The following is a 25996-nucleotide window of genomic DNA, read 5'->3' as shown; positions in this document are numbered from 1 at the left end:
AGGCGCTCAGGATAAACTTGCCTTGGGCAAGTCGAAGCCCTCAGCCGAGCGGAGCGAGGCTCCCATGCTTCCCCTTCGCTCAGCAAGACCCTTCGACAAGCTCAGGGCGAACGGAAACTGAAAATCCGCTCCCCACCCATTGCTCCGCTATGAGGTTAAACGTCTACCCTCCAAGCGCGCCCTCCAGCATGTCCACCGCTTTCGCCAGGCGCTCGTCCAGCAGCGCCAGCAATTGGGTCCATCCCAGCATGTCGCCCAGTTCGCCGGGGCCATCGGAAATGCCCCGCAGCCCCATCACCGGCACTCCGAAGCGCTGGCAGGCGCGGACCACCGCAAAGGTTTCCATGTCGACCATGTCGGCGTCGATCGCGGCATAATCCTCCCCACCAACGATATTCGCCCCTGTGGAGAGCCGGGCAGCGCGCAGTTCCAGCGGCGTATGCAGCGGCATTTCGACCGGATGATCCGAAAAAGGCGTGACGCCCTTGGGAAAACCAAGTCGGGAGGCATCCATGTCCCGCCAGGACACGCTGGCGACCTGATAGACCTCACCCAGGGTGCAGATGCGCGATCCCGCCGAACCCAGCGAAACGACGAGATCCGGCAAGGACCGATCCTGGTTCAGCCGCTGGAGCGCCAGTCCGGTGCTGAGCGCCGCTTCCACGGGGCCGACCCCGATCATCAACGGATCGAATCGTGCCTTGAGATGAGGCCCATATTCATCCTCGACCGCCATCACGAACAGAATCCGCTTGTTCGCGATCATTTCTCCGCTTGGCATGGCCGTCCCCCTCTCTTTCATTGATGTCCGCTCAGGGCAGGCGGGCAAGCAGCGCGCTCATGCCGGTGTCGATGGCAAGGTTGGCGGTCCCTTCGATCAGCCAGCATTCGCCCTGCCGCCAAGCCTGCCCATCGATCGTGCCGGAGCCCGTCAGCGGAATGAACCACAGCATCTTGCCCTCGATCTGCCGGACGGTTCCTGCCTTGCCCTGCACCATGTCCAGGATGAAGGGCGCATCGGAGCCTGCGACCAGCGTCTCTTCCGCAGTGATCGGAACGATGCGGTCGGGCATCGCATGGGGCGTGGCGACGCTGACGGCCATCGCTTCGTCCAGATGCAGTTCGCGCGGACGGCCATAGTCGTAAAGGCGGTAGGTCACGTCGTTATTCTGCTGTATTTCCACCATTGTCACACCGCCGCCGATCGTATGCACCGTACCGGCGGGGATATAATAAAAGCTGCCTGCGCTCACCGCCTTCCAGTCCATCAGCGCTTCGATTTTGCCGTTCAGGGCGGCGGTGCGCAGTTCCTGCACCGGCAGGTCGCGTGTCAGGCCGATGCCTAGCCGCGCTTCGGGCTCCGCGTCCAAAATATACCAGCATTCGGACTTGCCGCCCGCCAGCCCCCGTTTCTGCGCCTGCGCATCATTGGGGTGAACCTGCACCGACAGCTTCTCGCTGGTGAAGATATATTTGACCAGCAGCGGCAGTGGCCTGGCCTGACCGGCCTCCTTTGGCGGCGAGAACCAGACTTCGCCGATGCGCTTGCCTTCGGTCGAGGCGATGGCGGAGGGGATGTCGGTGCGGCCCCAGGGTTTTTCGACCAAGTGAGTGAGAAGGCGGGTCGTGGTCATGTGGCTCTTTATGAGCGGTCGTTCCCGGCAGGCAAGCGCTCTTGTCGGGAAGCGGCGGAATGCTTGACCAGAAAACCGTGCGACGACGGCAATGATCATATTTTGCAATGACGGGAGAACGGCCGCAGACCATCTTTCCGTCCGGACTGGAAACGATGCGTAGCGATCTTCGCGTCTAGAAATTGGATTTCTAGTTTCTATATGAAACTGGTAGTTTCAGCGAGGATCAAGAAACATGAACCGGCCCGGTAAGGACAGGAAGTTCGACGTGGGCCTGCCTGACCGGCGCGGCCTAGGCCAAGGGGAGGGGCTCATCATGGCCCTGACCCGGCAGGTTCTTCCTAGGGTGGAGGAAGGCTTGGTTCGTGCCCTCCTCCCTCTTCTGGCAGGGGCGGCGATCCTGATGTTCTTCACGATTGTCTATCGACTGGTCGACGATCCCTTGGTCGCGGGCGTGATCGCCCTGATCGTGCCGATGATCTTCCTGCCGCTCTTCCGCGGGCACAAAGTCAATTGATTTCCGTCCCTTTCAACGCATCCATGGCCAAGGCCGCCGTGCCCAGAGGGCCGGCTTGATCGCCCAGCAGCGGCACGGTAACGATTCGGCTGACGCTATCGTTGTCGACATGCGGCAAATAGCCTCCAAGCTGGGCGACGACCTTCTCGCGGACCTGGTTCAGCAGATCGGACCGCCCCATGCCGACACCCCCCCCGATCAGCACCTGGCGCGCCGCGGTGCTGAGCAGGATGGTCGAAACCAGATGCCCGATATCGTTCGCCACATCGTTCCAGCGCGGGTCGGCGGCATCGATTTCGTGGCCCGGCATGCCGAAGCGCCTGGCGAGCGCGGGGCCGGACACCAGCCCTTCGATGCAGTCGCCATGGAAGGGGCAACTGCCTGCGAAGTTGTCGCCTGGAGCGCGGGGCACGCGGATATGACCGATCTCCGGATGCATGGCGCCATGGACGGTGCGGCCGTTGAAGGCGAAGCCGCCGCCGACGCCGGTGCCGATGGTGATGTAGCACAGGCTGTCGGATGGCACGTCGGCTTGCGCGCCTGCTCCCCAACGCAATTCCGCCAGCGCGGCGCCGTTGACGTCGGTATCGATCGCGGCGGGGCAATCGAAAGGTGCGGTCAGCGTGCCGAAAATATCCGCGCCTGCCCAACCGGGCTTGGGCGTTGGCAGCATGAAGCCGAAATCGGGTGCGCGGCGGTCCAGACGAAGCGGACCGAAGCTGCCGATCCCGATCGCTGCGAAGGGCGTCTCGGCATGCCAGCGTTCCAGGATCGCGACGGCCTTGGATAGCGTGTCGGCGGGTGTCGTGGTGGGAATTATCTCCCGGCCAACTATCGTCCTGCCGCGTGCGCGCAGCACGAAGACCTTGGTTCCCCCGAGTTCGACCCCGGCCAGCATCGGTTCAGCGTTCATCATCGCGTTCCAATCATATTGGCCCAATCCTCTTAAGTCCGGAAGCACCCGGCTTTACCGTCTGTTCCGAAGGTGGCGGTCCAGTCCCGGCTTCATGCGAGACGCAGCCCAAGCTCTTGATTGGTGGTCGGCCCAAATCAAAAACCCCGCTGGCCTATCGAGGTCAGCGGGGTTTTCAATGGTGGGCGTGGCAAGGATTGAACTTGCGACCCCTGCGATGTCAACACAGGACGTGAAGGCTAGATTGCTGATAAATCAGCCTTTTTGAACTCCATAACTGAAGAACATAAAACGAACATACCGTGATTTTTAGCGATTCACACGCAAGTTTCGCGCAAGCTTTGGCCCTCGATCAAGCTGCGTGCCGACGGGTTTCCCGCCGGATGGATGGCGCGCGGACTACCGTCAACTGAGCCGCTTGCACAGGGATGCCCGCAGCGGCCATCCGCTTGGTCAAGATGGGCACATCCTTCACGTCGAATTTCCGAGCGTCCGCTCATAGGAAAACATGACCGGAACGCTGCGCATTCATCAAGTTGGTACCATTGAACTCATTACGCGGTGGCGCGTGCCGCTTTTCCTTTGTCGATTGCCTCCAATCCGCTAAGCGCGATGGGGCATGAGATCGGCTAAGACAGACCCCCATTCCTCGAGACGTGCAGGATTGTGGTTGACTCTTTCTGTCCACTCCGACGCCTTTTTCTCGTCCCCTCGCGTCTATCTCGGAGCCCTATGGTGGCGCCTTCGCCGTAAGAGACTGCGCTCCCGCAGCCAGTTTGCCCGTTTGCTAGGGCATTCGAGAAGGGCATATGATTTGTGGCTGTTGCAGGAACATGCCACGCCGCTCACCAGGGAGGCCATTGAAGCCGCACCGCCCATTATAGCCTTAATCGATGGCAGCGCAGGGCAGGGGGAACTGCATGAAACGTTGGGTTGCTTGGAGGCAGAAGGCATAGCAGCGTTGCTGGTCGATGGAGATCATTTGTCCGCAGCGGAAGAAATAGCCCGGCAGATCGATTGGAGTCGGGATCCATGGTTGATGCCGATTGCGGCAGGAGACAGGGTCGCGCCGGGAACGGCAGCAGCCTACCGCAAGGCGATGTCCGGGACAGAAGCACAACTCATTTATGCCGATGACGATCTGCTGGACAAGGCGCGTCGGCGTGTTACGCCGCACTTCAAGCCGGATTGGAACAGCGAGTTATTTCGCCATTTCGACTATCTGTCAGGCGCCTGCATCCTGCGGATCGCGAGGCAGGACATAGCAGCTCTGGCATGGACAAAGGACTGGGGTCGTGAGCTTGTCCTGCGTGCGGTAGGAAAGGGCGCGCCGCTGCATATCCGCAAAGTGCTGCATCATCGCCGGAAGCGTCCTAGGCCGGAGGCGGCTACCCTTGCTTCCGTTCAGGCGCGGGATTTACCACCTGTCACTGTTATCGTGCCGACGCGCAATCGCTTGGACTTGCTGGAAACATGCCTCCGGGGCCTTGCAGCGACTGATTATCCTGATATCGAGGTGATCGTTGTCGATAATGACAGCGACGATCCTGCCACGCTGGAATTTCTGTCTCAGCTCGATCCCGGACGCCATCGCGTTTTGCGGCATGCAGGCGTGTTCAACTATTCTGCGATCAATAATCGCGCCGTTGCAGGGGCGCGAGGGCAGCTATTATGTCTGCTGAACAACGACATCGAGGTAATAGAGCCGGGCTGGCTTGCCACGATGGCGGCTCAGGCCGTGCGCGACGATGTCGGCGCAGTGGGCGCGCAGCTTCTCTATCCGGATGGCCGTATTCAGCATGCGGGGGTGGTGATTGGCATGGGCGGAGCGGCGGGACATGCCCATCGCTTCCTCCACCCGAAGGACGAGGGTTATTTCCAACGGCATGCGCTGCCGCAATTTACTTCGGCCGTCACCGCAGCATGCCTGGTGGTAAAGCGTGATCGCTTCCTCGCCGTGGGGGGCTTGGACGAGCGGCATTTCGCGGTCGCTTTCAACGATGTGGACCTTTGCATGCGACTGAACCGGCAGGGTTGGCAATCGCTTTACGAGCCGCGCGCCGCGCTGATCCACCATGAATCGGTCTCGCGCGGCTTAGATCGCGATCCAGTGGGGGCTGCGCGCTTTGCCGGGGAACTGGCAGCGCTCCAGAAGCGGTGGGACACGCAGGAGGCGATTGATCCATTCCATCATCCTGAGCTGAGCCGTGCCAGCGAACGCTTCGTGATAAGGCTTTAGGCGCGCATGGTGGCTCATTGCAAAATCTCTCGCTTTGCCCGCCTTGCCCTGCCGCAGGTGACCCTATGCGCGGCGACATCCGTGAATGTGAAGGCGACTGTGCGGGCGCTTGAGGCGAGTTTGGCCCAAATCGATTTTGCTGCCTGCAAGCTATTCACCGATGCGCCCATCAAGCCTGAGAATTCGGCCATTTCGGTCGTACCGATCCCCCGGCTCGGCTCCTCTGCCGCCTATTCGGAATTTCTCTTGTCGCGGATGGTGGATCATGTCGATACAACTCATTGCCTGGTGACCCAATGGGACGGCCACGTGCTCGATGGGGGGCGATGGCGACCTGAATTTCTCGATCATGACTATATCGGGGCGAGCTGGCCGCAGTTCGATGATGGCCATGATGTTGGCAATGGTGGCTTTTCCTTGCGAAGCCGGCGGCTGATGGAGGCATGTCGCCATCAGCAATTCGAGGCGGCGCATCCCGAAGACATCGCCATAGGTCGGACCAACCGCACATGGCTGGAGGGGAGGGGGATGCGCTTTGCGCCGCCCACGCTTGCGGACCTATTTGCGACCGAGCGGACCGGCGATCTGCACACCAGCTTTGGCTATCATGGTGTCTGGAACATGCCTCGAGCTATCGGAAGCGAAGCTTTCTGGCATGTGTATCGCGAGCTCGATGAACGCGGCACGGTGAGCCATGATCTTTCAAGCCTCCTAAAAGATGTCAGACATGGCCCCCGTGGGCGGATGCGCATGATCCGGATGATCGTCGATGATATTAGATATCGCTTTAGTCGTGCCAAAGGCGATACATGCCTCAATTCCTCCCAATCGTCCGACCGAAAGGCTTGATGGGCTGTGTCCAATCTTTTTCCCGGTATGCCGCTGATTGAATCTCCTTTGTTTCCTGCGATCAAGGCATCTCAGTGCCTGGCTGCCGAAGAAGATCGGATCGCTACCAGCCTCTATGAGAATGGCTATGCTGTATTCGACTTTCTTGATGCCGAGCTGGATGCCCGGATCGAACGGATCAAGAGTAACCTATCGCCTCGATACGGGATCGATTTCGCCGATCCGCACGGCGACAAGACGATGGGGGAACGCCGGATCCAGGATGCGTGGATGTACGATGAGGATGTTCGCGCGATTGCGGCGAACGAGAGCGTCCTGGATTTGCTCAGCAAGCTTTACGGCCGTCGAGCCTTTCCCTTCCAAACGCTGAATTTCGCGGTTGGGACGCAACAAGAGGCCCATTCGGACTCCGTGCATTTCTCCAGCGTGCCCGAGCGCTTCATGTGCGGGGTTTGGCTGGCGATGGAGGATATCGGGCCCGATTCAGGGCCGCTCTTTTATTATCCCGGGTCGCATCGCTGGCCGATCGTGACGAATGGCCTGATTGGACGCCGTGGCTATGGCAGCGAATTGCGCTCGGCGCAGGATCCCTATGGCCCGGCGTGGCGCGCGCTGTGCGATGCGCATGGCGCCCAGCAGGAGATTTTCCTCGCACGCAAGGGCCAAGCACTGATTTGGTGCGCGAACCTGCTGCACGGCGGCAGCCGACAAAATAACCCGAACCTCACCCGTTGGTCTCAGGTCACGCATTATTATTTCGACGACTGCATTTATTATACGCCAGCATTTTCCGATGAAGCGATGGGGCGGCTTGACCTGCGGAATTTAGTGTCGATCAGCGATGGCGAACGCCGTCCGAACCGATATTTGGGGGAGGAGGTTCAGGAGAAGCCTTCTGCTGACATTGATAAAAAACAGTCGTTTAGGAAACGGCTGAAAAAATTGTTTAGATAAATATTTCAAATATAAATATGAAATTAAATGCAGGAATTGGGTTAATGAGTCTGGGCGGCGATATCAAAAGGGCGATATTTTGTACGAAACAACGAAAAGCTGAAAAGAGACGTCGGCAGTTTGAGAGACTTAAATCTATCATTGCCACTGATGACAATCGCCAGGATGGTTTGTTTGATGCCGAATGGTATAAAAAAAATAATCCAGATATCAGTGCCGATAGCCAGAACGCCTTACAGCATTATTTAAATCATGGTCATAAAGAAGGCCGCGACCCAGGGCCGAATTTCGACACACGGTTTTATGTCACAAAATATCCAGATGTAGGAGTGTCGGGATTAAACCCGCTCCTCCATTATATTCTGCATGGAAGAGCCGAAGGGCGACAGTGCAAGGGCAGCGCCTCTCATGATGCAGTGCATGACTTCGGCGGCGCGCGCCATATCATCGTCAAGGAACTGATCCTGGCACCGGGCGATGATGCCGCGCTGCTTGTCACCCATGCGCCAGCAGGACGCCTAAAGCCTCATATACTGCCTTATATTGAACAGCTTTCTCGAACGGGCCTGTCCGTTCTTCTCGTCGTCATTGTCGACCGTCCGCTGGAATTGCTGGACAAGGAAATAGCCGCCGCAGCAGGCGTCATCGTGCGGGATAACGCAGGATATGACTTTGGCGCATGGGCGCATGCCTTGCAGCTCTGTCCCTCGCTGTTCGGCGCGGGTTTGCTCGTGATGACGAATGACAGCGTCATTCCCACGGCTGATGTTGAGGTCTTCGGGACAATGATGGCCCGAGTCCGCGAATGTCCCGCCGACATAGCGGCCCTGACCGCCAGCCACGAATATGGATGGCACGTCCAGAGTTATTTTCTGGGGTTGAAGCCAAAGGCGCTCAGTTGTTGGGGTTTCCAGCATTTCATTCGGGATCTTCGCAGGATCGATGACAAGGATGAGGTCATCCGCACGTATGAAGTGCCTTTCGCTACGACCATGCAAGCTGCCGGCCTTACCGTTCAAGCGCTTTATGCCGGCTCCTTTTCCGCTAATCCGACCTTTTTTAGTTGGCGCGAGCTGATCGAGCAAGGCTTCCCGTTCCTCAAAATTCTTATGCTGCGGGATGAGTTTGCAAAAATCACCGACCAGCATGCAATGCTCAAGGAGGTACGCGAACAATGGCCGCTCGTGCTCGAACGCGCAGGGTTCGATGTAGAGCTTGTTCGCGCCGTGCTCAGAGCCGCCGAGATTTCCTCGTTACCGCCCGGCCCTCGCAGCGATCTTCTGGTCGATGGTCTTCAGTTCGATTCAATCAGTGACGATCATCCGTTACGCATCGCTTACTTCGGCCCTTGGAACTATGATAACGGCCTTGGCGCTGCCGCGCGTGAAATGCTGTGTGCGATACGCCATACGAATGTGCGGGTGAACGCCTATCCCGTCGTCAAGCCCTTTCACATCCATCGGCTTATCTGTCCATCTATCGAGACGCTAGATTTCAACGGCCGCCCCGACATCGCCATTGTTCATCTGAATCCCGATTCCTGGAATGTTCTTACGGACGAACAGCGTGCGATCATACGATCGGCAAAGCAGCGCATCGGATATTGGGTCTGGGAAACCGACAGACTGCCGGCAGGGTGGCAGCAGGAGTTGAATTCCGTTGACCGGATTTGGGCACCCAGTACCTATTGCGCGGAAGTTTTTGCCGCCGAAGCGGCTGTGCCGGTCGATGTGGTTCCGCATCCCGTGCGCGTGCCAGGGCGCATCGCTTCTGACCGGGAGGCGACGCTGCGCCGGTTCGGGATTGATCCGGCCCTCAAGGTGATCCTCTACATCTTCGATGGAGCCAGCTATCTCATCCGCAAGAACCCCGATGGCCTGATCCGCGCCTTTGCGGCGTCGGGCCTGGCGGCGCAGGGATGGACGCTGGTCCTTAAGACAAAGCATCTTCATGATCGCCCTGAAGCTGGCGAGGCCCTGACCAGGCTCGCAGAGGCGACGCCGGGCGTTCGCATCCTTGAAGTCTCGCTCCATTCCGATGAAGTCACCAGCCTCATGGCGGCGGCAGACATCTATGCATCGCCCCACAGTTCCGAAGGGTTCGGGCTGACGGTGGCTGAGGCCATGGCAGTCGGCAAGCCGGTGGTGGCGACCGACTATGCAGGCACAAAGGATTTTATCGACGCTTCATGCGGCTATCCGGTCCCAGCGACATTGTGGACGCTGGATCGGAATTATGGTCATTATCTTGCGGGCCACCGCTGGGCAAACGTCGATGAAGACGCTTTCGCCGAGAAGTTAGTGCAGGCAGCGAAGGCTATCAAAGCCGGCGACAACGCTATTGGTGAGGCGGCGAAGGCCAAAATAGCGAGATTTCTGTCTTATGAAGCCGTGGCGCAGGCGATCCAAGTGAGCTTCGCAAGCGCGATCGAGAATTCGCGCCTTTCGGCCGCCGCGCCACAGCGGAAAAAGATGATGCACCTTCCGCTCCCACCTCAGATCTACCCTAATTTTGCCGGCACAAAGCGATTCAGCGATTTTCCTCGAGCCCAAGGTCTGTTCCCGGTTCCCTTGGAAGACGATCTATCATGGGACGGCGCGCCTATTCCTGATGGCGATTTGAACGATTGGCTTCTGTTTGCGCCGCGTAACGCTCATGTTTCTCCGGAGATGAGGCATGTTCTCCGCAGTTCCTCCATGAACCGGCCAGATGTGTCGCTCTTTTACGCTGATGACGTTGCGGCAGGGGAAGACATGCTCACTCGGCTCAACCTCAAGCCCGATTTCAACCATACGCTCCTCGTCGCACAGGATTATATCGGTGCACCGGTCGCTGTTCGCCGGAAGATGCTGAAAGATGTTGGGGGGCTAGATCGAGCACGCGGCACGGCTGTGCTCTACGATTTGATATTGCGTGTGGCTGATGCAGGGGGCGTCATCTCACGGATCACGGAGGTTCTAATTGGTTATAAAGGGGAGCGGCCGGTTGCTGAAACCACGGACCGCCGTGCCGCCATTACGGCTCGTAGAGGCTTTAGCGGAATTGCTCTGGTTGAAGGAGATGCGCCCGGATTACTACTGCAACGGCGGAGCTTCGCAAGCCAAGATCATCCTTCCGTTACGATCGTTATACCCACACGGCGAACTCATCGGCCAAAATCGACGGAAACCTACATCGAAACTCTTTTGACGAACATCGCGCAGGCGACATGGCCAATGGATCGCGTCACCGTGATTGTGGGCGATGACATTGTGGGGGAACCTGATTGGATCAGGCAACCATGGCCATTCAAGCTGAGACGGATTGAGACGCCGCGCACATCCAGTGAAGCGTTCAATTACTCAAGCAAGATGAATCGATTATGGCGTGAAGCGAAAGATGAGCAGATCGTATTCCTGAACGATGATGCCGTCCCAACGACACCTGACTGGCTATCTGCTCTTTTGAGTTTCGCGGTTGATGAGAACGTCGGGGGAGTCGGTGCTCGTCTCTATTACGACGACGGAAGCATACAGCATGTCGGGATGTTTCCATCATTTCGCACGGTCGTCCATGCTTGGCTTGGCTGGCCGACCGAGGCGAAGACATATAATGATTGGGCCGTGGCGCAGCGGGAATGGTCGATGGTCACCGGCGCCGTCTTTGCAACCCGACTGTCGATTTTAAACCAAGTGAATGGTTTCGACGAGCGCTTCAGCCTGGAGTTCAACGACGTTGATCTTTGCTTGCGTATCAGTAACATGGGTTACCGCATCGTATACAATCCGGATGCGCAGTTCACTCATGCCGAGAAGGCCTCACGCGGCGAAGCTATTCCGCCAGGGGAAGAAGTCGCGCTCTTTTTATCGCGCTGGGGGCGCTGGCTCGATTATGACCCCGCTTCACATCCCCGTTTTTCGCAGGCTAGGCTCGACCTGGCTGCTCAACCTGAGGAAAATGCATGGTATCTCTAAAGGAGCTGCGCCGCGCTAAGTCAATTCTTTGGCCTCAGCGGGCCTGCCGCGCCTTCTTGAAGTGCCAGTCATCTAAGACGGTCAGCTGCCCAAAAACGTAAGGCTTTGTCGCTTTCGTTTCAGCTGCGGGCATCTTCAATTTTTTTTCACAGCCAAAAGCAGTTGCATCGTGTGTGGCTGCGATTAAGAAGTACCGTGTTCCAAGCGGTTGAGACTGACGGGCCAATGAAAGCTGGGGTTTTCTTAATATGAAAGTAGTTTTGCTGGCTGGCGGACTAGGTACTAGGCTATCAGAAGAGACTTCTTTGCGGCCTAAGCCGATGGTGGAGATTGGTGGGCTGCCGATACTCTGGCATATTATGAAAATTTATTCTTCAGCTGGGTTAAATGATTTTGTAATATGTCTCGGATATAAAGGTTATTTTGTAAAGGAGTATTTTGCTAATTACTTTCTCCACATGGCGGATGTGACGATTGATCTCAGCCAGAATGGCTTGGATATCCATCATTCGCGCGCTGAGAAATGGCGGATCACGCTAGTTGATACTGGTGCTGACACAATGACGGGCGGCAGAATCAAACGAGTTGCGGATCATATCGGTAATGACACGTTTTGCCTGACCTATGGCGATGGCGTGGCGAATATCGATATCCGTAAGCTGATCGCCTGTCATGTTGCGGGTGGCCGCGATGCGACTGTGACCGCCGTCCGTCCTCCGGGACGATTTGGTGCTTTGGACATTAACGATGGTCAGGTGAGCGGCTTTATCGAAAAGCCGCAGGGTGACGGCAGTTGGATTAATGGCGGCTTCTTCGTTCTTTCCCCCCGCGTCATCGAGCGCATTGAGGGTGATGCGACGACTTGGGAACGCGCACCTTTGGAAGGTTTGGCGCGCGATGGGCAATTGTCGGCATATCACCACGAGGGTTTCTGGCAGCCGATGGATACGTTGCGCGACAAGAACTATCTTGAGGATCTGTGGCAGAGCGGCAACGCCCCGTGGAAGATGTGGTGATGCAGGCACTGTTTCCATCGTCCACCTTCTGGCGCGGCAAGCGGGTGCTCTTGACTGGACACACGGGCTTTAAGGGGGGATGGGCCGCAATGTGGCTCGAATTGCTCGGGGCTGAGGTTTACGGTCTTGCGTTGTCGCCTGCGGCGGCCTCTGGCGGTGAGGCCTTGTGGCACGCGATCGGGCGCCCAGGCAACCGATGTGGCTTTGCCGATATCCGCGATGCGGCCGCCGTCGAGGCCGCTTTCGCTACGGCGCGTCCCGACGTGGTTTTGCACATGGCTGCCCAAGCATTGGTCCACGCGTCCTACGACGATCCGGTCACGACGTTCGATACGAACGTCATGGGTCTGATCAACGTGCTCGAGGCGGCACGTCGCAGTCCCGGGCTGCAGGCGATCGTTAATGTGACTAGCGATAAATGCTACGAGAATACCGAGCAGGTTTGGGCTTATCGCGAAACAGAACCAATGGGTGGCTCCGATCCGTATAGTGCGAGCAAGGGGTGTGCGGAGCTAGTCACTGCATCTTATCGTCGCTCCTTCTTTAACCGGCCGGAGGGCCCGCTGCTGGCTTCGGCTCGCGCGGGCAACGTCATTGGGGGCGGCGACTGGTCGCCTGACCGGCTTGTTCCTGATTGCGTACGCTCTTTCAGCAGACAGGCTGATGTATTAATCCGTAACCCTCTCTCCACTCGGCCATGGCAGCATGTGTTGGAGCCGATCACCGGCTACCTGATGTTGGCTCAAGCGTTAATCGAGCGTGGTGCCGATGCTGCGCAGGGCTGGAATTTTGGTCCCCCTGACGATGATGCTTGGCCGGTCGGCCGGATTGTCGATGCGTTGGCCCAAGCGTGGGGTTCAGGGGTGGGTTGGGTTCGCGATGAAACCGTCCGTCCTCATGAAGCGATGCTATTGCGCGTCGATGCCAGCAAAGCGCGTCTGGGCCTTGGTTGGCGGCCACGGTTGCCGATCGGAGAAGGGCTTGCCTGGACAGTGGATTGGTACAAGTCGGTTGCCGCTGGGCAATCAGCACGCACTATTACAATGAATCATATCAGGGCTTACGAAGCCCTTTCCGGAGCTGCCAAATGAACCCTACTTGCCGTTTCTGTAGTGCACCGCTGGAAGTGTCCTTCGCCGACCTCGGGATGTCTCCAATTTCTAACGATTATATCGCGCCGGAGCATTTCGCCGCGATGGAGCCGTTCTATCCATTGCACGCCTATGTATGTGGCAATTGCTGGCTTGTGCAGTTGATTGATTTTGAAAAAGCCGAGAATATGTTTTCGGATGAGTATGCCTATTTTTCGTCCTACTCCCAATCTTGGTTGGCCCATGCCGAACGGTATGCGGTGAAGACAATTGCGGATGAGAAACTGGGAGGGGAAAGCCTAGTCGTCGAGATCGCCTCTAATGATGGTTACCTGTTGCAATATTTTAAACAGTCCGGCGTGCCGGTGCTGGGGATCGAGCCGACAGCTAATACAGCCCGCGTGGCGTTGGAGGAGCGCGGTGTTGAGAGCGAAGTTGCCTTCTTCGGTCGGACAACGGCTGAGCGCCTGCGAGACCGCGGCATCCAAGCCGACGTGATGGCTGCCAATAATGTGTTGGCGCACGTTCCCGACATCAATGATTTTATTTCAGGCTATCCCGTCCTGCTGAAAAAGGGCGGCGTCGCTAATATCGAATTTCCGCATCTGTTACGGCTCATCGAGCAGCGCCAGTTCGACACGATCTACCACGAACATTTCAGCTATTTATCGTTCACCGTCGTACGCCGGATGTTCGCTGAGCATGGCATGCGGGTGTACGATGTTGAAGAGCTTCAGACGCATGGAGGCTCGTTGCGCGTGTATATCGCCCACGAAGACGATATGAGGCGGGGCGACACGCTCGCTGTAAAGGCCATGCTCGAAGCGGAGCATGCTGCTGGCCTATCGGATCTCGCTACATACCGCCGTTTTTCAGACGCGGTGATCGATACCAAGCTTGCTCTCCTCGAATTTCTCCTCGCAGCTAAACGGGAAGGAAAGATCGTGGCGGGTTACGGCGCGCCTGCTAAGGGCAATACGCTGCTCAATTATTGTGGTGTAAAGACCGATCTTGTCGCCTTCACTGTGGATCGCAGCCCTCATAAGGCTGGGAAGTTTCTTCCTGGGACGCGAATCCCCATCTACACACCGGACCGGATAGACAAAGAGAAGCCTGATTATCTCCTCATCCTGCCGTGGAACTTGCGAGATGAAATAATGGAGCAGATGGCCCATGTGCGTGATTGGGGCTGTGCATTCGTTACTCCCATTCCCACGGTCCATGTCCACCCATGATCTTTACGCCCCTTTCGATAGAAGGCGTTTGGCGTGTCGATTTATCCCTCATGCCGGACGACCGCGGCTTTTTTGCGCGCACGTTTTGTACAGCAGAATTCGCCGCGCACGGGTTGCCTGCGGTATTCGAGCAATCAAGCCTCTCTCGAAACACACGCGCGGGTACCCTGCGAGGAATGCATTATCAGGAAGCACCGCACGCCGAGGCGAAATTTGTGCGCTGCGTCCGTGGTGCGCTGGTCGATGTGATAGTCGATCTTCGCCTCGACTCGCCAACGCGAGGACAATGGCTAGCTGAAAGGTTGACCGCTGATAGCGGCACGGGCCTGTATATTGCCCCTGGTCTTGCACACGGTTTTCAAACTCTCGTTGACGATACCGACATGCTTTATCAGATCACCCCGTCATTCCGCTCTGGCTTCGGTCGAGGTGTGCGTTGGGACGATCCGGCCTTCGCGATTGATTGGCCTTTGCCAAATCCCATTCTGTCTGACCGCGATGCCTCATATCCTGACTGGTCGGCATGAAGATTCTCGTTACCGGTTGCAGTGGTTTCGTTGGACGCCACGTGATTGCGCAACTTACAAGCGAAGGTGCTACGGTCGTCGGGAGCAGTCGTACCGCGATGAAGCTCATCGGAGCGGAACATGTGGCAGCGAACCTCATCATACCGGGAGCCGCGGCCGCGCTGATCGACCAGGTGCAGCCAACACATCTGCTGCATTTGGCTTGGAACGCGGTTCCGGGTAAATTCTGGGATGCCCCGGACAATTTGGATTGGTGCGCCGCGAGCCTAGCACTAATTCGCGCCTTTCACGATTCAGGCGGTAGACGGGCCGTGCTCGCTGGGAGCTGTGCTGAATACGATTGGACGGGCGATGGCCGACTTGATGAACGTACTTCGCCGACCGATCCCGCTACCTTGTACGGAGTTACCAAGGATGCGCTGCGTCGCATGGTGCTGCGCGATGCCGATCACCATGGGCATTCTGTAGCCTGGGGGCGAATTTTTTGGCTGTACGGTCCGGGCGAGGCGGCGGGACGACTGGTATCCGACGTTGCAGTCGCACTGCGGGACGGAGGCAAACCGGAGGTCAGCAGCGGAACACAGCGGCGCGATTTCTTGCACGTTGCAGATGCCGCGGGTGCTTTCATCTCAGCGCTACGCAGCGATTATCAGGGAATATTTAACGTCTGTTCGGGGACCGGCGTCCCTGTAGGCGATGTGGTTCGCACTCTATCTGAGGCGATGGGACGGCCAGAAAGTGTCCGGTTTGGCGCTCGGCCGACCAATCCGCATGAGCCGCCACTGCTTTACGGGACAGTCGATAGACTGCACAGCGATTTAGGGTTTCGGCCTGTCTTTGGCCTACGCGAAGGCTTGGCTGATACTGCTCGATGGTGGTTTCGAACCGCCGCGCAGGATGAAAAGCCGAGCGGTCGCGCATAGTCTTCTGCCAGATATTTTTGTCGGGGAAATGGTGAATGCCACTTCGTATCACGCGTAAACGGACTGCTAGCCTAGTAAAGCGTTTGATAAAGCCGGCTAACCCCCCGGTTGGCTCTTCATTGTTCGATGCCGGTTGGTACGTTGCCATGTACAAAGGCATGATTCCCCGCGGAATGAGAGCATACGATCATTATATAAGCTACGGGGCGGCGCTGGCGCTCGATCCCAACCGATTTTTCAGTACCAGATGGTATTTACAGCATAACCCGGATGTCGCTGCTGCAGGGATCAATCCGCTAATCCACTATGTTGCACATGGTATCGCCGAGGGACGTGAGCCTGGGCCATTGTTCAATGTTGCCTGGTATCTGGAACAATATCCCGATGTGGCTGAGGCTGGCATGGGGGCCTTACAACATTATCTTAAACATGGGGCGGACGAAGGGCGGGATCCCAACGGCTGGTTTGATACGCAATGGTATTTAGATCATAATCCTGACGTCGCCGCTGCGAACATAAATGGTTATAATCATTATCTGGACCATGGGGTAGCAGAAGGGCGAAACCCCAGCCCGCTGTTCTGGACGGACTGGTACGTTGGTGAAAATCCGGACGTAAAGGCGATGCAGATCAACCCGTTCGTTCATTTTCTAACCTACGGTATCGAAAGCGGCCGTGCGCCAAGCCCATATTTCTCAGCCAACAAGCTGGCTGACTACCATATAATTAAACGAGCGGACGCTTTCGATCGCGAATTCTATTGCGCGCGCTTTCCGGATGTCCTGCTGCACGGCTACGACCCACTGGTCCATTTTGTCCAATGTGGTGCGGCGGAAGGACGTGATCCACATCCTGACTTCGGTATCAGGCGCTACATCGCCAAACACGCGGCAGCGGCATTGCCAGGCGTTAATCCGCTTGTTCACTATATATGCAATGGGAAAAGTAAAGGACTGTCGGTTGATGCAGCACCTGAGTTCTCGCGGAATCAAGAATTGTGGGCTCCGCCACAGAACCAGGCATGGCGCGATAGTTTTGAGCGACGTTTGGCTGAACGTTTGTCAGCACGTCGGAAGAATATAGAGAGTCCGGTCTTCCACGATACTTCCCCGACCTTCTCCATCATTACCACGGTGTACAACACCGCACCGGACTTCCTTTTCGACCTCGCGGATTCGGTGGAATCGCAATTGTTCGGCGATTTTGAATGGTTGATCCTCGATAATGGCTCAACTGATCCAACATCACGATCAGCGGTTCAAACGATCGCCGATCGTGACCCGCGATTCCGCTTGTTTCGTGCTGATCACAACCTACACATAATTGGCGGGAATCGCTTCGTATTCGAACGTGCCGTTGGTCACTATATCGTTCCGATCGATTCCGACGATCTGCTTTATCCAGATTCGCTCGCATTGATCGCCGACGTGCTGCGGCGCGATCCTGCAAAGCCCCCCGTAGTGATCTACAGCGACGAACAGAAGATTGATCAACAGGGCGAGCCGCTGGAACTCATCTGGCGGTGCGAATATTCCATGTCACAAGCGATGCAGACCGCTCCGGCCGCCCATTTACTTGTTTTTGCACGCACTGCCGGCGAACGGGCCGGTGTGTATAGCGATGACTATGCGCGTGGGTCTCATGACTGGGATACTTTGCTCCGCCTCACTGAAAATCGCGCCGATGTCGCTCACGTGCCTGAAGTCCTCTATGGTTGGCGCGTCCATGCCCAATCGACTGCCAGTAATGCTTCAGCGAAGGATTACATTGTCGATTCTCAACGGGAGGTCATTCTTGCCAGCTTGGAGCGTCGCGGGCTGACCGACCGCTTCGAAATCGAACCCTTGTTTGCAGATGTGCCAGGCTGGTACCACGCCAGGCGCGTTCACAACATGTTGCCGGCCATCGATATCGATTTCGTGGTGCCGTTCGATACCAGCGAACTCGGCGCCACGGTAGATAATGTAAATAAGCTTATCAAAAACACGGCATGGCGTCGCGTCGTATATCCCGCCGCCCTGGAAGCTAAGGTCGCGCGATTGCGCGCTACCGCCGCAATCTCTCAGATTGTCAATGAATGGATCTCGGTTGACACGCATGGAGAGTTGGTCGACGCAATAAACCAGGTTCGGCTCGGTAGCTTTGCCAAGGCAATCATCACGTCCAGCGTTGCGATCGAGAAAGCGGATGCCGTGATCGAAGCGATTGGTGTACTCGAACTCGATCCTCATGCAGGCATAGTGGGCGGGCCGTTGGTTCATGACGACGGCGCTATACAAAATCTCGGGCTGATGGCTGGCCTGGATGGTTTTGTCGGGACGCCGTTTTTTGGTTGGCCGATCGAATCCTGCCCGCCGCATTTGGTGAAAGTTCGTCGGCCTGTTGCAGCATTCCCGGCGATGGCGCTCTGCATTCGTGCAGATGTGCTACGTAGCGGCGTGAAGTTCACTGGCATTGATCATGAGGATGCCCGCGCAGGAATTGAATTATGCCTAGCTGCAAGCCGGTTGGGGTATAGGATAATTCTCGATAGCCGCCTAAGCGCAAAGGTGGCTCATGATTTACGCCAGTTTGTGGGTGCCGGAACGCCTTGGCGGAGCAGGATGCTGGCAGAGTACTCGGAACTGCTTTCAAGCCGGGGCTTTTCAACGCACTTGACCGCAATTGGTACGCGCTTCGGCAGACTTGCCGATCCAACCGAGGCAGCATCATCGACGATGCTGTCACTAAGCCCGGCAACACCGCTCCGTTTCGTTGTCAGCCCGGAGCTCTCCATGCTGCCGACGATCAATGTCCTGCTGCCTGCGGTGCGGAAGGAAAGTTTGTCAGGAGGGCCTAATACAGCGCTTAACTTGGCCTATCGCCTGGCGGTCATTGGCCACCGCGTCCGGATCATTTCGACCGACTTACCGCCCGGCCAAGACCTGGACGTCGTTTGGGAATTGATGATGAACCTTAGCGGGACAGCAGAGCGCTTGCCCCATGTAGAAATTGTCGATGGATCTGACCGTAGCCGCGCGTTGAAGATCGGAAATAACGACGTGTTTTTCGCAACCGCGTGGTGGACTGCGGTAATGGCGCAAGCAGCCTCGTCTTTGGTCGGCGGCAAGAAATTTCTTTATTTAATCCAAGATTTTGAGCCGATCTTCTACGCAGCGTCGAGTCACTACGCTCTCGCTCTTGAGACCTATAGTTTTTCCTGCATTCCTGTAATCAACACCCATATCTTGCGTGATTTCCTGACCGAGAATGCGATCGGTAAATTCGCTGAATCCAGCCACGCGGCGAATGCGCTAGCTTTCGAACCGGCTCTTGATCGATCTGTATTTTACCCGTCTCATGTCTCTGCATCGCCGCTGGAGGTAGTCGGATCGCAATCTAAGCTCAAAAGTAAACCTCACTCGCGGAGAAGACGTCGGCTGCTGTTCTACGCCCGCCCCTCAGTCGGTGTACGCAATCTGTTCGAGATCGGACTGGCAGCACTGACAGCAGCTGTGGATCAGCATATCTTGGACACAGATACATGGGATATCGTTGGCATGGGGGAGGATTTCGTGCCTCGCTCGCTCGGTCGCGGCGCGATGCTGGAATGCGCTCCGTGGCTCGGTTTTGACAGTTATGCGGAGCAAATGCGGGAATCCGACATTTTGCTGTCATTGATGCTGTCGCCGCATCCCAGCTATCCGCCACTCGAAATGGCTAGCTGTGGCGGCATCGTTGTAACCAACAGCTACGCCAACAAAAGCCCTGAACGGCTCGTCGGGATTTCGGCTAATATTATCGCTGCAGAACCGAATGTAGCCGCCATCCTTGAAGCACTACGAGCGGCTGTGGGACGTCTTGACGATGTGGCGGCGCGTCATAGCGCCTCAAAGCTCGATCTTCCAGCGAGTTGGGATGAGGCTTTCGCCGAAATCATCCCATGCATTTCGAACCGTCTGATTGAACAAGGTGTCATCAAAAACCCGGATGCTGGCATGCCTGTTGATGAACCGATCAGCCTCCGCTTGCCAGCGCCGGAACCGGGTAGCGATTATGCCACCTTTCTCACGGCAGCAGCTAAACGGCGCGCGCGGTTCAACGTGGGAGTCGCGGAAGCAGGACTTTTTACCTTTGTAACGACTGTGTGGAACACTGCGCCGGCCTATCTCGAGGTGCTTGCCAAGAGCCTGGAACGACAGATAGGGGGAACGAACTTTACGTGGTTCATCCTTGATAATGGTTCTTCTAGGGCCGACACGCGGGCCACGCTCGAAAGGATCGCGCGTCGCCCGTACGTCCGTCTCGAAAGAGTTGAGGAAAATCTCGGCATCATAGCTGGCATGCGCTATTGTCTCGAGCGTGCACAGGGCCGGTATATCCTGCCGCTTGATTCAGATGATTATCTGTTTCCAGACTGCATCCGCACGCTTGCTTGGTATGTGCAAAAGCACGACTATCCGGCCCTATTGTACACCGACGAAGACAAGCTAATCGGCGAGCGATTGTCGATGCCATTTCAAAAACCGGATTTCGATCCGGTGCTGTTCTCGGTGCAGTGCTATATCGCGCATCTGTGCGTGATTGATCGCAAGCTCGCGCTCGACCTCGGAGCCTATTCCGACCGCCGACCAGAGGGTAGCCATGATTGGGATACCTTCACCCGATTCCACAATGCCGGTCACGTTCCAGTACACGTACCGCACATCCTGTACAGTTGGCGGCTTCACACTCAGTCTACGGCTGGCGGCAATATGGACACCAAGCCGGTGGTATTCGATTCGCAGCGTGCCGTGCTTGAACGGATGCGAGCTGGGAAGCCTGTGGGAGACAAGTTTTCGCTGGAGCCTAGCCCATTATTCGGACAGACGCCCGACTGGTGGTGGAAGCGCAAACGTATAGATAGTCGCCCGATCACGACGATTGCTGTGTCCTTTAAAGACCGGGGATCGAAAGGAAGCAATGCGTGCATTTCCCATGAGATTGATCATCGTATAGTCTCGATGAATATAAACGATGGGCTTCATCAATTGCAGGCCTTGGTCAGAGAAGCGGCCACCTCATCGCGTCTTGTTCATTTGCTGTTCGAAGAAACGTATCCCGATAACGACGAGTGGGCGTGGGAAGCGATTGGCCAACTCGAACTTCACTCCGATGCAGTGGCCGTTGGTGGAAGAATTTATGATAAAACAGCTATCATTGATGGAGGCCAGTTCCTAGGATTCGGCAGCGGTTGCGACTCGCCTGACCGTGGACGAGCAATGAACGATCCCGGTTACGCTGCTCAGCTGTGGAAGCAGCGATCAGTGAATGCGGTTTCAGTGCAACACGCAGTGTTCGAAGCGGACTTTCTGGAAGACGCGATTGGTCATGCGATTTTGTTCGATGCGCCCATCGCGCATCTGTCTGCCTGGATTGGCGGCTATGCTGCGAAAACAGGACGTCGGATAATCTATTCGCCAATCCTTAGTGCCCAAACCAATCTCGATCTAACCGACATGGTTTCGGCCCGGGACAAGGGGTTGTTTCTGTCAGTCCATGCCGAACTGCTGCCGGAGCGCCGCTTGCGATCGCCGGATTTCGGTATTCGGCTTGGCGAGGCTTACGAGCCGCGCATTGCCATGCCCTATAGCATTCCCGCCGGCGCGGAACTGCCGACTTACGGTAGCTGGTCGACGCCAGGCCAAGGCTGCGCAATAGCGAACGAGCATGAAACCATACCGATGTTCTCGGTCCTGACGACGCTGTACAGCGGGACGGACGCTGCCTTCTTTGAATTCACCGCTGCTAGCGTGACCAGTCAATCATTCTTAAATTTCGAGTGGGTTATTTTGGCCCATGGCCCGGTCACGCCAGAGGTCGATCACATTCTTGAGGCGCTGGCTGCCGATGATCGTGTGCGTGTACTCCGTCTTCGCGATAATCTTGGCATCATTGGGGGCATGCGCTATGTGCTGGAAGCAGCCTCCGGTAGCTATATTGTACCGCTCGATGGCGACGATCTTTTGGTCCCAGATGCGCTGACCGTTTTTGCAACGGCAATAAATGCAGACACGCCACCTCCCGCGATGCTTTATAGCGACGAGGATATCATCGTCGGAGACCATATCCAGCTACCTTATTGCCGTCCAAGTTGGGATCCAGTGCTTGACCTAGAAAATTCTTGGATCTGGCACTTGGTCGCGATGGACCGCAGGATCGCCTTGGATTTGAACGTCTACAGCGACACTGGCGCCGAATATTGCCATGACTGGGACAGTGTGGACCGCTTTGCTGCTGCTGGCGTCAACATTGTCCATGTGCCGCGCGTTCTGTGCCATTGGCGGCATCATGAGCGCAGCACATCCAATTCCGAGAGGACTAACACCGTTTCGTCCGATTCAGTCCGCCATGTGCTAAGCCGCAAGATTGCGCGGTTAGGGATGACTGACAAGGCTGCGCCTGCTCCCTATCCCATATGGCGAGGGGCGGAAGAATGGTGGATTGACCGCTTGCCGGTCGATTTGCCGCCATTGATTTCTGTCTCATCGTCCAACCACGCAGGCCCGAGCGGCTTTGCTTCGATCACCTTGACCGATGTCCATGATCGTGATGAGCTCGCCGCCTGTGTGAGGTCTCTGAAGCCCGGGGCTATTGTCGCCCTCGTTGCCCATGAGCTGGTGTTTTCCGACATCGCGGCACGCGAAGCGGTCAAACTGTTCGATTTTGTCAGCGACCTTGCCGTTGTTTGTGGCCCAATAATTGCGGGCGGCAAGATCATTTCAGCTGGCTATTCCTTTGATTCAGCAGGCCAGCTTAACGCTCCATTTGATGGGCGAGATGAAAACTATTCTGGTCCATATGCCTTGGGACTGAAGCCCCATTGCATTGCAGCGCCACCAGCTGAGGCGTTTTTTGTGCGCGCATCTTTCTTCATCGACGCCTTGGCGGCTGCGCCTCGATCAGTAAGTCAGACCGAACTTGGTTTGTGGTTAGGTGCGTATTCCGCCGCGAATGGCAAACTTGTCGGCTATTCTCCGCTTTTGCGAGCGGAGGCAATGGAAGAGTTTTCGGGCGGGTGGGACCCGTTATCAACGCAAATCGCTTGGCGGGCATTTTGTACGCACACTGGCATAGCTGGGACCAATACACAGTCGATGGGAGGCTACATCCCTACACGATGGAAACCATGATAGGACAGCGCAACCGATAATAGTTAAAGAAGCCGATGAGGAGTATTGCGAGTATTAAGAAGATGCGGAACTCGAATTCCTCGCGAGAGAAGCCACGAGTACTCATAACAGGTCCTTAATTTGGAACCAATATGACCGCCGTGAGGCTCGCCAATTATCCACATCCCGCCTCGGCATCTCTCATAACTCCATGCATAGCGTTCGTATGAGCAGAGAATCTTGGCCGGTGGATTCCTATATCTCACTTTATATTGCGCGCATTCAAGAATATTTTGTGAGGTCTTTAGTTTGTGTGCAAATTGCGGTACGGACGGGCTTCTCTTGGGCAACTTCTTTCGGTTTCAAGGACTAAATTCATGGAAAATCATGGGCAACCGGAGCCGCACCAGGTAGTTCCCGAACAATATAGCGGCATCGGGAACAATTTGGTTTCTATGCATCTAAAGAAGCAATGGCATGAAGAAGGCTTCGTCTGCATTCCCGGTGTGGTAAGTCGATCTGAAATCGATGCGCACAATGAACTAGTTTCTGCCGCCCGTCTGATATTGGATGATTGCCGTGATGCGCACGGGTTTGGCGACCGCATAGGCCAGCTTCATCAGGTGTATCCTGATCTGATGAATATATCGGCTAAGTCTGAAATCCTCGACTTTCTGAGTTGGGCATTCGGTGAGAGCCCAGTGCTGTTTGGGTCTCTGCAATTTGAAAAGGGAACCGAGCAAAGTCCTCATATCGACGCCATTTTTTTTTGGCCGGAACCGGCATATTCGATGGCAGGTGTCTGGGTCGCGCTGGAAGACATAGATCCAGATGCTGGACCACTGTTCTATATTCCTGGGAGCCATAAGTGGCCATTTTACCATAGCGATGATGTTGTGGCACGGCGCCCGAATTTAAAAGCGCGGTGGGAATCTCCAGAAAATGCGGAAAATTTAGATAATCTGGTATCGGAGATTGGAAATGCTTGGACAGAAGACTTTATATCGATGGAGCGCGATCGCGCTGCAAAGCGGATTTCACCGGAGATAAAAGCCGGCGATGTGGTAATATGGCATTCCTTATTGGCGCACGGTGGGGCGCCACGGGTAAATCCTGCACTCAGCAGGCGAAGCGTTGTTTATCATTACTTCGGAAGGACGGCCCGTCTCTATACTTTTTCTCAGTTCATGCTGAATGGAAGGGAGGATATAAAAAATTTACAACCAACAGAGATGCCACGGAGAGTTCATAATGGGCTGGAATTTATGCAATTCCCGCATTTTGCCACCTATAGCGAAGGCGTCGAACGCGTGAGGTCGGTTGAAGAATTCAATCATGATCAGTGACGTAATGGGGCGGACGGCCCCCCGGGGCCGGAAGATGGGTCGCGCTCGGCCATTAGGTCCGCGCCACTAGCGTAAGTGAAGACGTACATTGCGGCAAAGCGCGTCCGACGTGGAAGCGACGTGCGAGGCATAGCCAAGAGCTAGGGCGTGTTCAGGCATTTATCCCGAAGCCGGCCATTGACGCTTTCAACGAAGGTATTATCCGCAGGCTTTCCAGGCCGGGGTTGATATGGCTGTTTACAATCCGTCATATCGTACAACGGCTTCATTAACATCGTCGTACATCGTCGCCTGCGCCTGGTGAATGAGAATTGCCTTATTACAGAAATTTCTAATAAATTCAGGACTATGTGATGCCAATATTATCGATCGGTCTTGGCGTTTTTCGAACATTTCAGCCTGACATTTTCTCTGAAAATTTTGATCGCCAACAAGAATTATTTCGTCGATAAGATAGCAGTCGAATTCAATGGCTAAAGATAGCGCAAAAGCTAGGCGTGCGCGCATGCCGGAAGAATATGTTTTTACCGGCATGCGCAATTGTTTGCCGAGCTCGGTGAAGTCTTCCACGAACCGTCTGATCTCAGCATATTCCCGCTGATATATCCGCGCTATGAAACGGGCGTTGTCGAGGCCGGTGAGGCTACCTTGAAAACCTCCGGCGAAGCCGAGCGGCCAAGACACCGACATGTTGCGAAGGATTTTGCCGGAAGTGGGCATCTCCACTCCGCCAATCAGCTTGATCAGTGTGCTTTTCCCAGCCCCGTTGCGCCCCAGAAGACCGACCCGATCACCTCGCTCGATTATCAGATTAACGTCCCGCAGAACATCCTTGTGTCGGCCGCCATGTGTATAGGATTTCGCGATGTGGCTACAAATAATCATTCGACGGTCAACTTGCGGCGTACCCGACGACAGAGGATGAGGCCTATCATCGTGGCGATAGTCGAGCAAATAAGGGGATTCCAGATGTCGTAATATGCCGTTACGTTATTACCCCATACTCCTTTGCGCATCATTTCCATGCCGTTCACAAATGGCGAAAACAGCATGAACTGCCTAGTTTCCGGGGTGAGCCAAGACACCATGAAGAAGAGACCCGAAAACGGAATCATAATATATGTGGTGACGGGGATGAACTTTTCCATAGCTTCGGATAATTCTGAAAGCGGTGCAATGATAAGGCATATAGAAAAACAGAAATAGGCATACAGCAACCAGCCAGCGATCAACAAACCGATGTCTGACGGGATGGGAAATTCACCGAAACAAATCAAGACGACAGCCATGAACAGGTATGCCATCATCCCGCCCAGAACTTCAATAATGAAGCGCGACAATATAAAGTCTACGATCTTGATCTGGCGATGATATAATAAGCTCTGGTTCGCTGTGAAAACCGCCACGCTGCGCGCTACGCCATGTCGGAACAGGGTAATTGGGATATATCCAGTTGCCACGAATGCGATCACCCCAACGCCATGTTCCGTGGCACCGTGCGTGAAGTGCCATAACAGGCCAACTAGTCCAGCGAACAGTAGCGGTTCGGCCATGATCCAAAGGAAGCCGATATTTTCACGTCCAAAACGGGTGATCAGTTCGCGAATCATCAAGGCATGGATGACACGAGCCTGGACGGCCCAACTGGTTTGCATTCGATAAAAGCTAC

Annotated in this window: 18 protein-coding genes; 12 read left to right on the top strand and 6 right to left on the bottom strand. The window is 55.9% G+C overall.

Going from position 1 to position 25996, the window contains the following annotated elements:
- Positions 1 to 163: 163 nt before the first annotated feature.
- Positions 164 to 781: a 5'-methylthioadenosine/S-adenosylhomocysteine nucleosidase gene (locus VVT58_RS10470; protein ID WP_405053697.1), complete on the bottom strand. Its 618-nt coding sequence runs from the start codon at positions 779 to 781 to the stop codon at positions 164 to 166.
- 31 nt (positions 782 to 812) lie between these two features.
- On the bottom strand, positions 813 to 1634 hold the full coding sequence (locus VVT58_RS10465; RefSeq protein WP_327754957.1) for a class I mannose-6-phosphate isomerase: 822 nt from the start codon (positions 1632 to 1634) through the stop codon (positions 813 to 815).
- A 235-nt stretch (positions 1635 to 1869) separates the two neighbouring features.
- On the opposite strand from VVT58_RS10465, the gene VVT58_RS10460 reads away from it, so the two are divergent.
- Positions 1870 to 2151 (top strand): hypothetical protein, encoded by a 282-nt coding sequence (locus VVT58_RS10460; RefSeq protein WP_327754956.1) that lies wholly within the window; start codon positions 1870 to 1872, stop codon positions 2149 to 2151.
- Here VVT58_RS10460 and VVT58_RS10455 read toward each other — a convergent pair.
- Positions 2144 to 3049: an ROK family protein gene (locus tag VVT58_RS10455; RefSeq protein WP_327755064.1), complete on the bottom strand. Its 906-nt coding sequence runs from the start codon at positions 3047 to 3049 to the stop codon at positions 2144 to 2146. The two genes, VVT58_RS10460 and VVT58_RS10455, sit on opposite strands and share 8 nt — an antisense overlap.
- A gap of 829 nt (positions 3050 to 3878) precedes the next feature.
- On the opposite strand from VVT58_RS10455, the gene VVT58_RS10450 reads away from it, so the two are divergent.
- From VVT58_RS10450 to VVT58_RS10400, 11 genes are all read left to right on the top strand, one after another.
- The gene (locus VVT58_RS10450; RefSeq protein ID WP_351999972.1) at positions 3879 to 5303 is read left to right on the top strand and encodes a glycosyltransferase family 2 protein; all 1425 of its coding nucleotides are present in this window, start codon (positions 3879 to 3881) and stop codon (positions 5301 to 5303) included.
- A 120-nt stretch (positions 5304 to 5423) separates the two neighbouring features.
- Complete coding sequence (locus tag VVT58_RS10445) at positions 5424 to 6152, top strand: DUF5672 family protein (protein WP_351999970.1); 729 nt, start codon at positions 5424 to 5426, stop codon at positions 6150 to 6152.
- A gap of 6 nt (positions 6153 to 6158) precedes the next feature.
- Positions 6159 to 7106 (top strand): phytanoyl-CoA dioxygenase family protein, encoded by a 948-nt coding sequence (locus VVT58_RS10440; protein ID WP_327754953.1) that lies wholly within the window; start codon positions 6159 to 6161, stop codon positions 7104 to 7106.
- 17 nt (positions 7107 to 7123) lie between these two features.
- Positions 7124 to 11059, top strand: a complete 3936-nt coding sequence (locus VVT58_RS10435; protein ID WP_327754952.1) for a glycosyltransferase — start codon at positions 7124 to 7126, stop codon at positions 11057 to 11059.
- 248 nt (positions 11060 to 11307) lie between these two features.
- Positions 11308 to 12075, top strand: coding sequence for a glucose-1-phosphate cytidylyltransferase (rfbF, locus tag VVT58_RS10430; protein WP_327754950.1), 768 nt, complete (start codon positions 11308 to 11310; stop codon positions 12073 to 12075).
- Positions 12060 to 13166 carry a CDP-glucose 4,6-dehydratase gene (rfbG, locus tag VVT58_RS10425; RefSeq protein WP_327754949.1) on the top strand — a complete coding sequence of 369 codons (1107 nt, stop codon included), beginning with the start codon at positions 12060 to 12062 and terminating at the stop codon, positions 13164 to 13166. The genes rfbF and rfbG overlap by 16 nt, the downstream gene beginning before the upstream one ends.
- Positions 13163 to 14401, top strand: a complete 1239-nt coding sequence (locus VVT58_RS10420) for a class I SAM-dependent methyltransferase (RefSeq protein ID WP_327754948.1) — start codon at positions 13163 to 13165, stop codon at positions 14399 to 14401. The genes rfbG and VVT58_RS10420 overlap by 4 nt, the downstream gene beginning before the upstream one ends.
- Complete coding sequence (locus tag VVT58_RS10415) at positions 14398 to 14928, top strand: dTDP-4-dehydrorhamnose 3,5-epimerase family protein (protein ID WP_327754947.1); 531 nt, start codon at positions 14398 to 14400, stop codon at positions 14926 to 14928. The genes VVT58_RS10420 and VVT58_RS10415 overlap by 4 nt, the downstream gene beginning before the upstream one ends.
- Positions 14925 to 15851 (top strand): NAD(P)-dependent oxidoreductase, encoded by a 927-nt coding sequence (locus VVT58_RS10410; RefSeq protein WP_327754946.1) that lies wholly within the window; start codon positions 14925 to 14927, stop codon positions 15849 to 15851. The genes VVT58_RS10415 and VVT58_RS10410 overlap by 4 nt, the downstream gene beginning before the upstream one ends.
- A gap of 146 nt (positions 15852 to 15997) precedes the next feature.
- On the top strand, positions 15998 to 23002 hold the full coding sequence (locus VVT58_RS10405) for a glycosyltransferase (RefSeq protein ID WP_351999968.1): 7005 nt from the start codon (positions 15998 to 16000) through the stop codon (positions 23000 to 23002).
- Between the two features lie 356 nt (positions 23003 to 23358).
- Positions 23359 to 24327, top strand: a complete 969-nt coding sequence (locus VVT58_RS10400) for a phytanoyl-CoA dioxygenase family protein (protein WP_327754944.1) — start codon at positions 23359 to 23361, stop codon at positions 24325 to 24327.
- Between the two features lie 140 nt (positions 24328 to 24467).
- On the opposite strand, the gene VVT58_RS10395 is transcribed toward VVT58_RS10400, so the two are convergent.
- Genes VVT58_RS10395 through VVT58_RS10385 form a run of 3 tightly spaced genes read right to left on the bottom strand, consistent with a single transcriptional unit; the run spans position 24468 to position 25982 of the window.
- Complete coding sequence (locus VVT58_RS10395) at positions 24468 to 24578, bottom strand: integrase core domain-containing protein (protein WP_405053696.1); 111 nt, start codon at positions 24576 to 24578, stop codon at positions 24468 to 24470.
- Positions 24565 to 25212 (bottom strand): ATP-binding cassette domain-containing protein, encoded by a 648-nt coding sequence (locus VVT58_RS10390; RefSeq protein WP_327754943.1) that lies wholly within the window; start codon positions 25210 to 25212, stop codon positions 24565 to 24567. The genes VVT58_RS10395 and VVT58_RS10390 overlap by 14 nt, the downstream gene beginning before the upstream one ends.
- Positions 25209 to 25982, bottom strand: coding sequence for an ABC transporter permease (locus tag VVT58_RS10385; protein ID WP_327755062.1), 774 nt, complete (start codon positions 25980 to 25982; stop codon positions 25209 to 25211). The genes VVT58_RS10390 and VVT58_RS10385 overlap by 4 nt, the downstream gene beginning before the upstream one ends.
- Positions 25983 to 25996: the final 14 nt, after the last annotated feature.

The sequence above is a fragment of the Sphingobium sp. SJ10-10 genome (assembly GCF_036038995.2).
In the GTDB taxonomy this organism is placed as follows: Bacteria; Pseudomonadota; Alphaproteobacteria; order Sphingomonadales; family Sphingomonadaceae; genus Sphingobium.
Note: the sequence above shows the minus strand (reverse complement) of the source record. Positions and strands in the feature narration are given on the sequence as shown.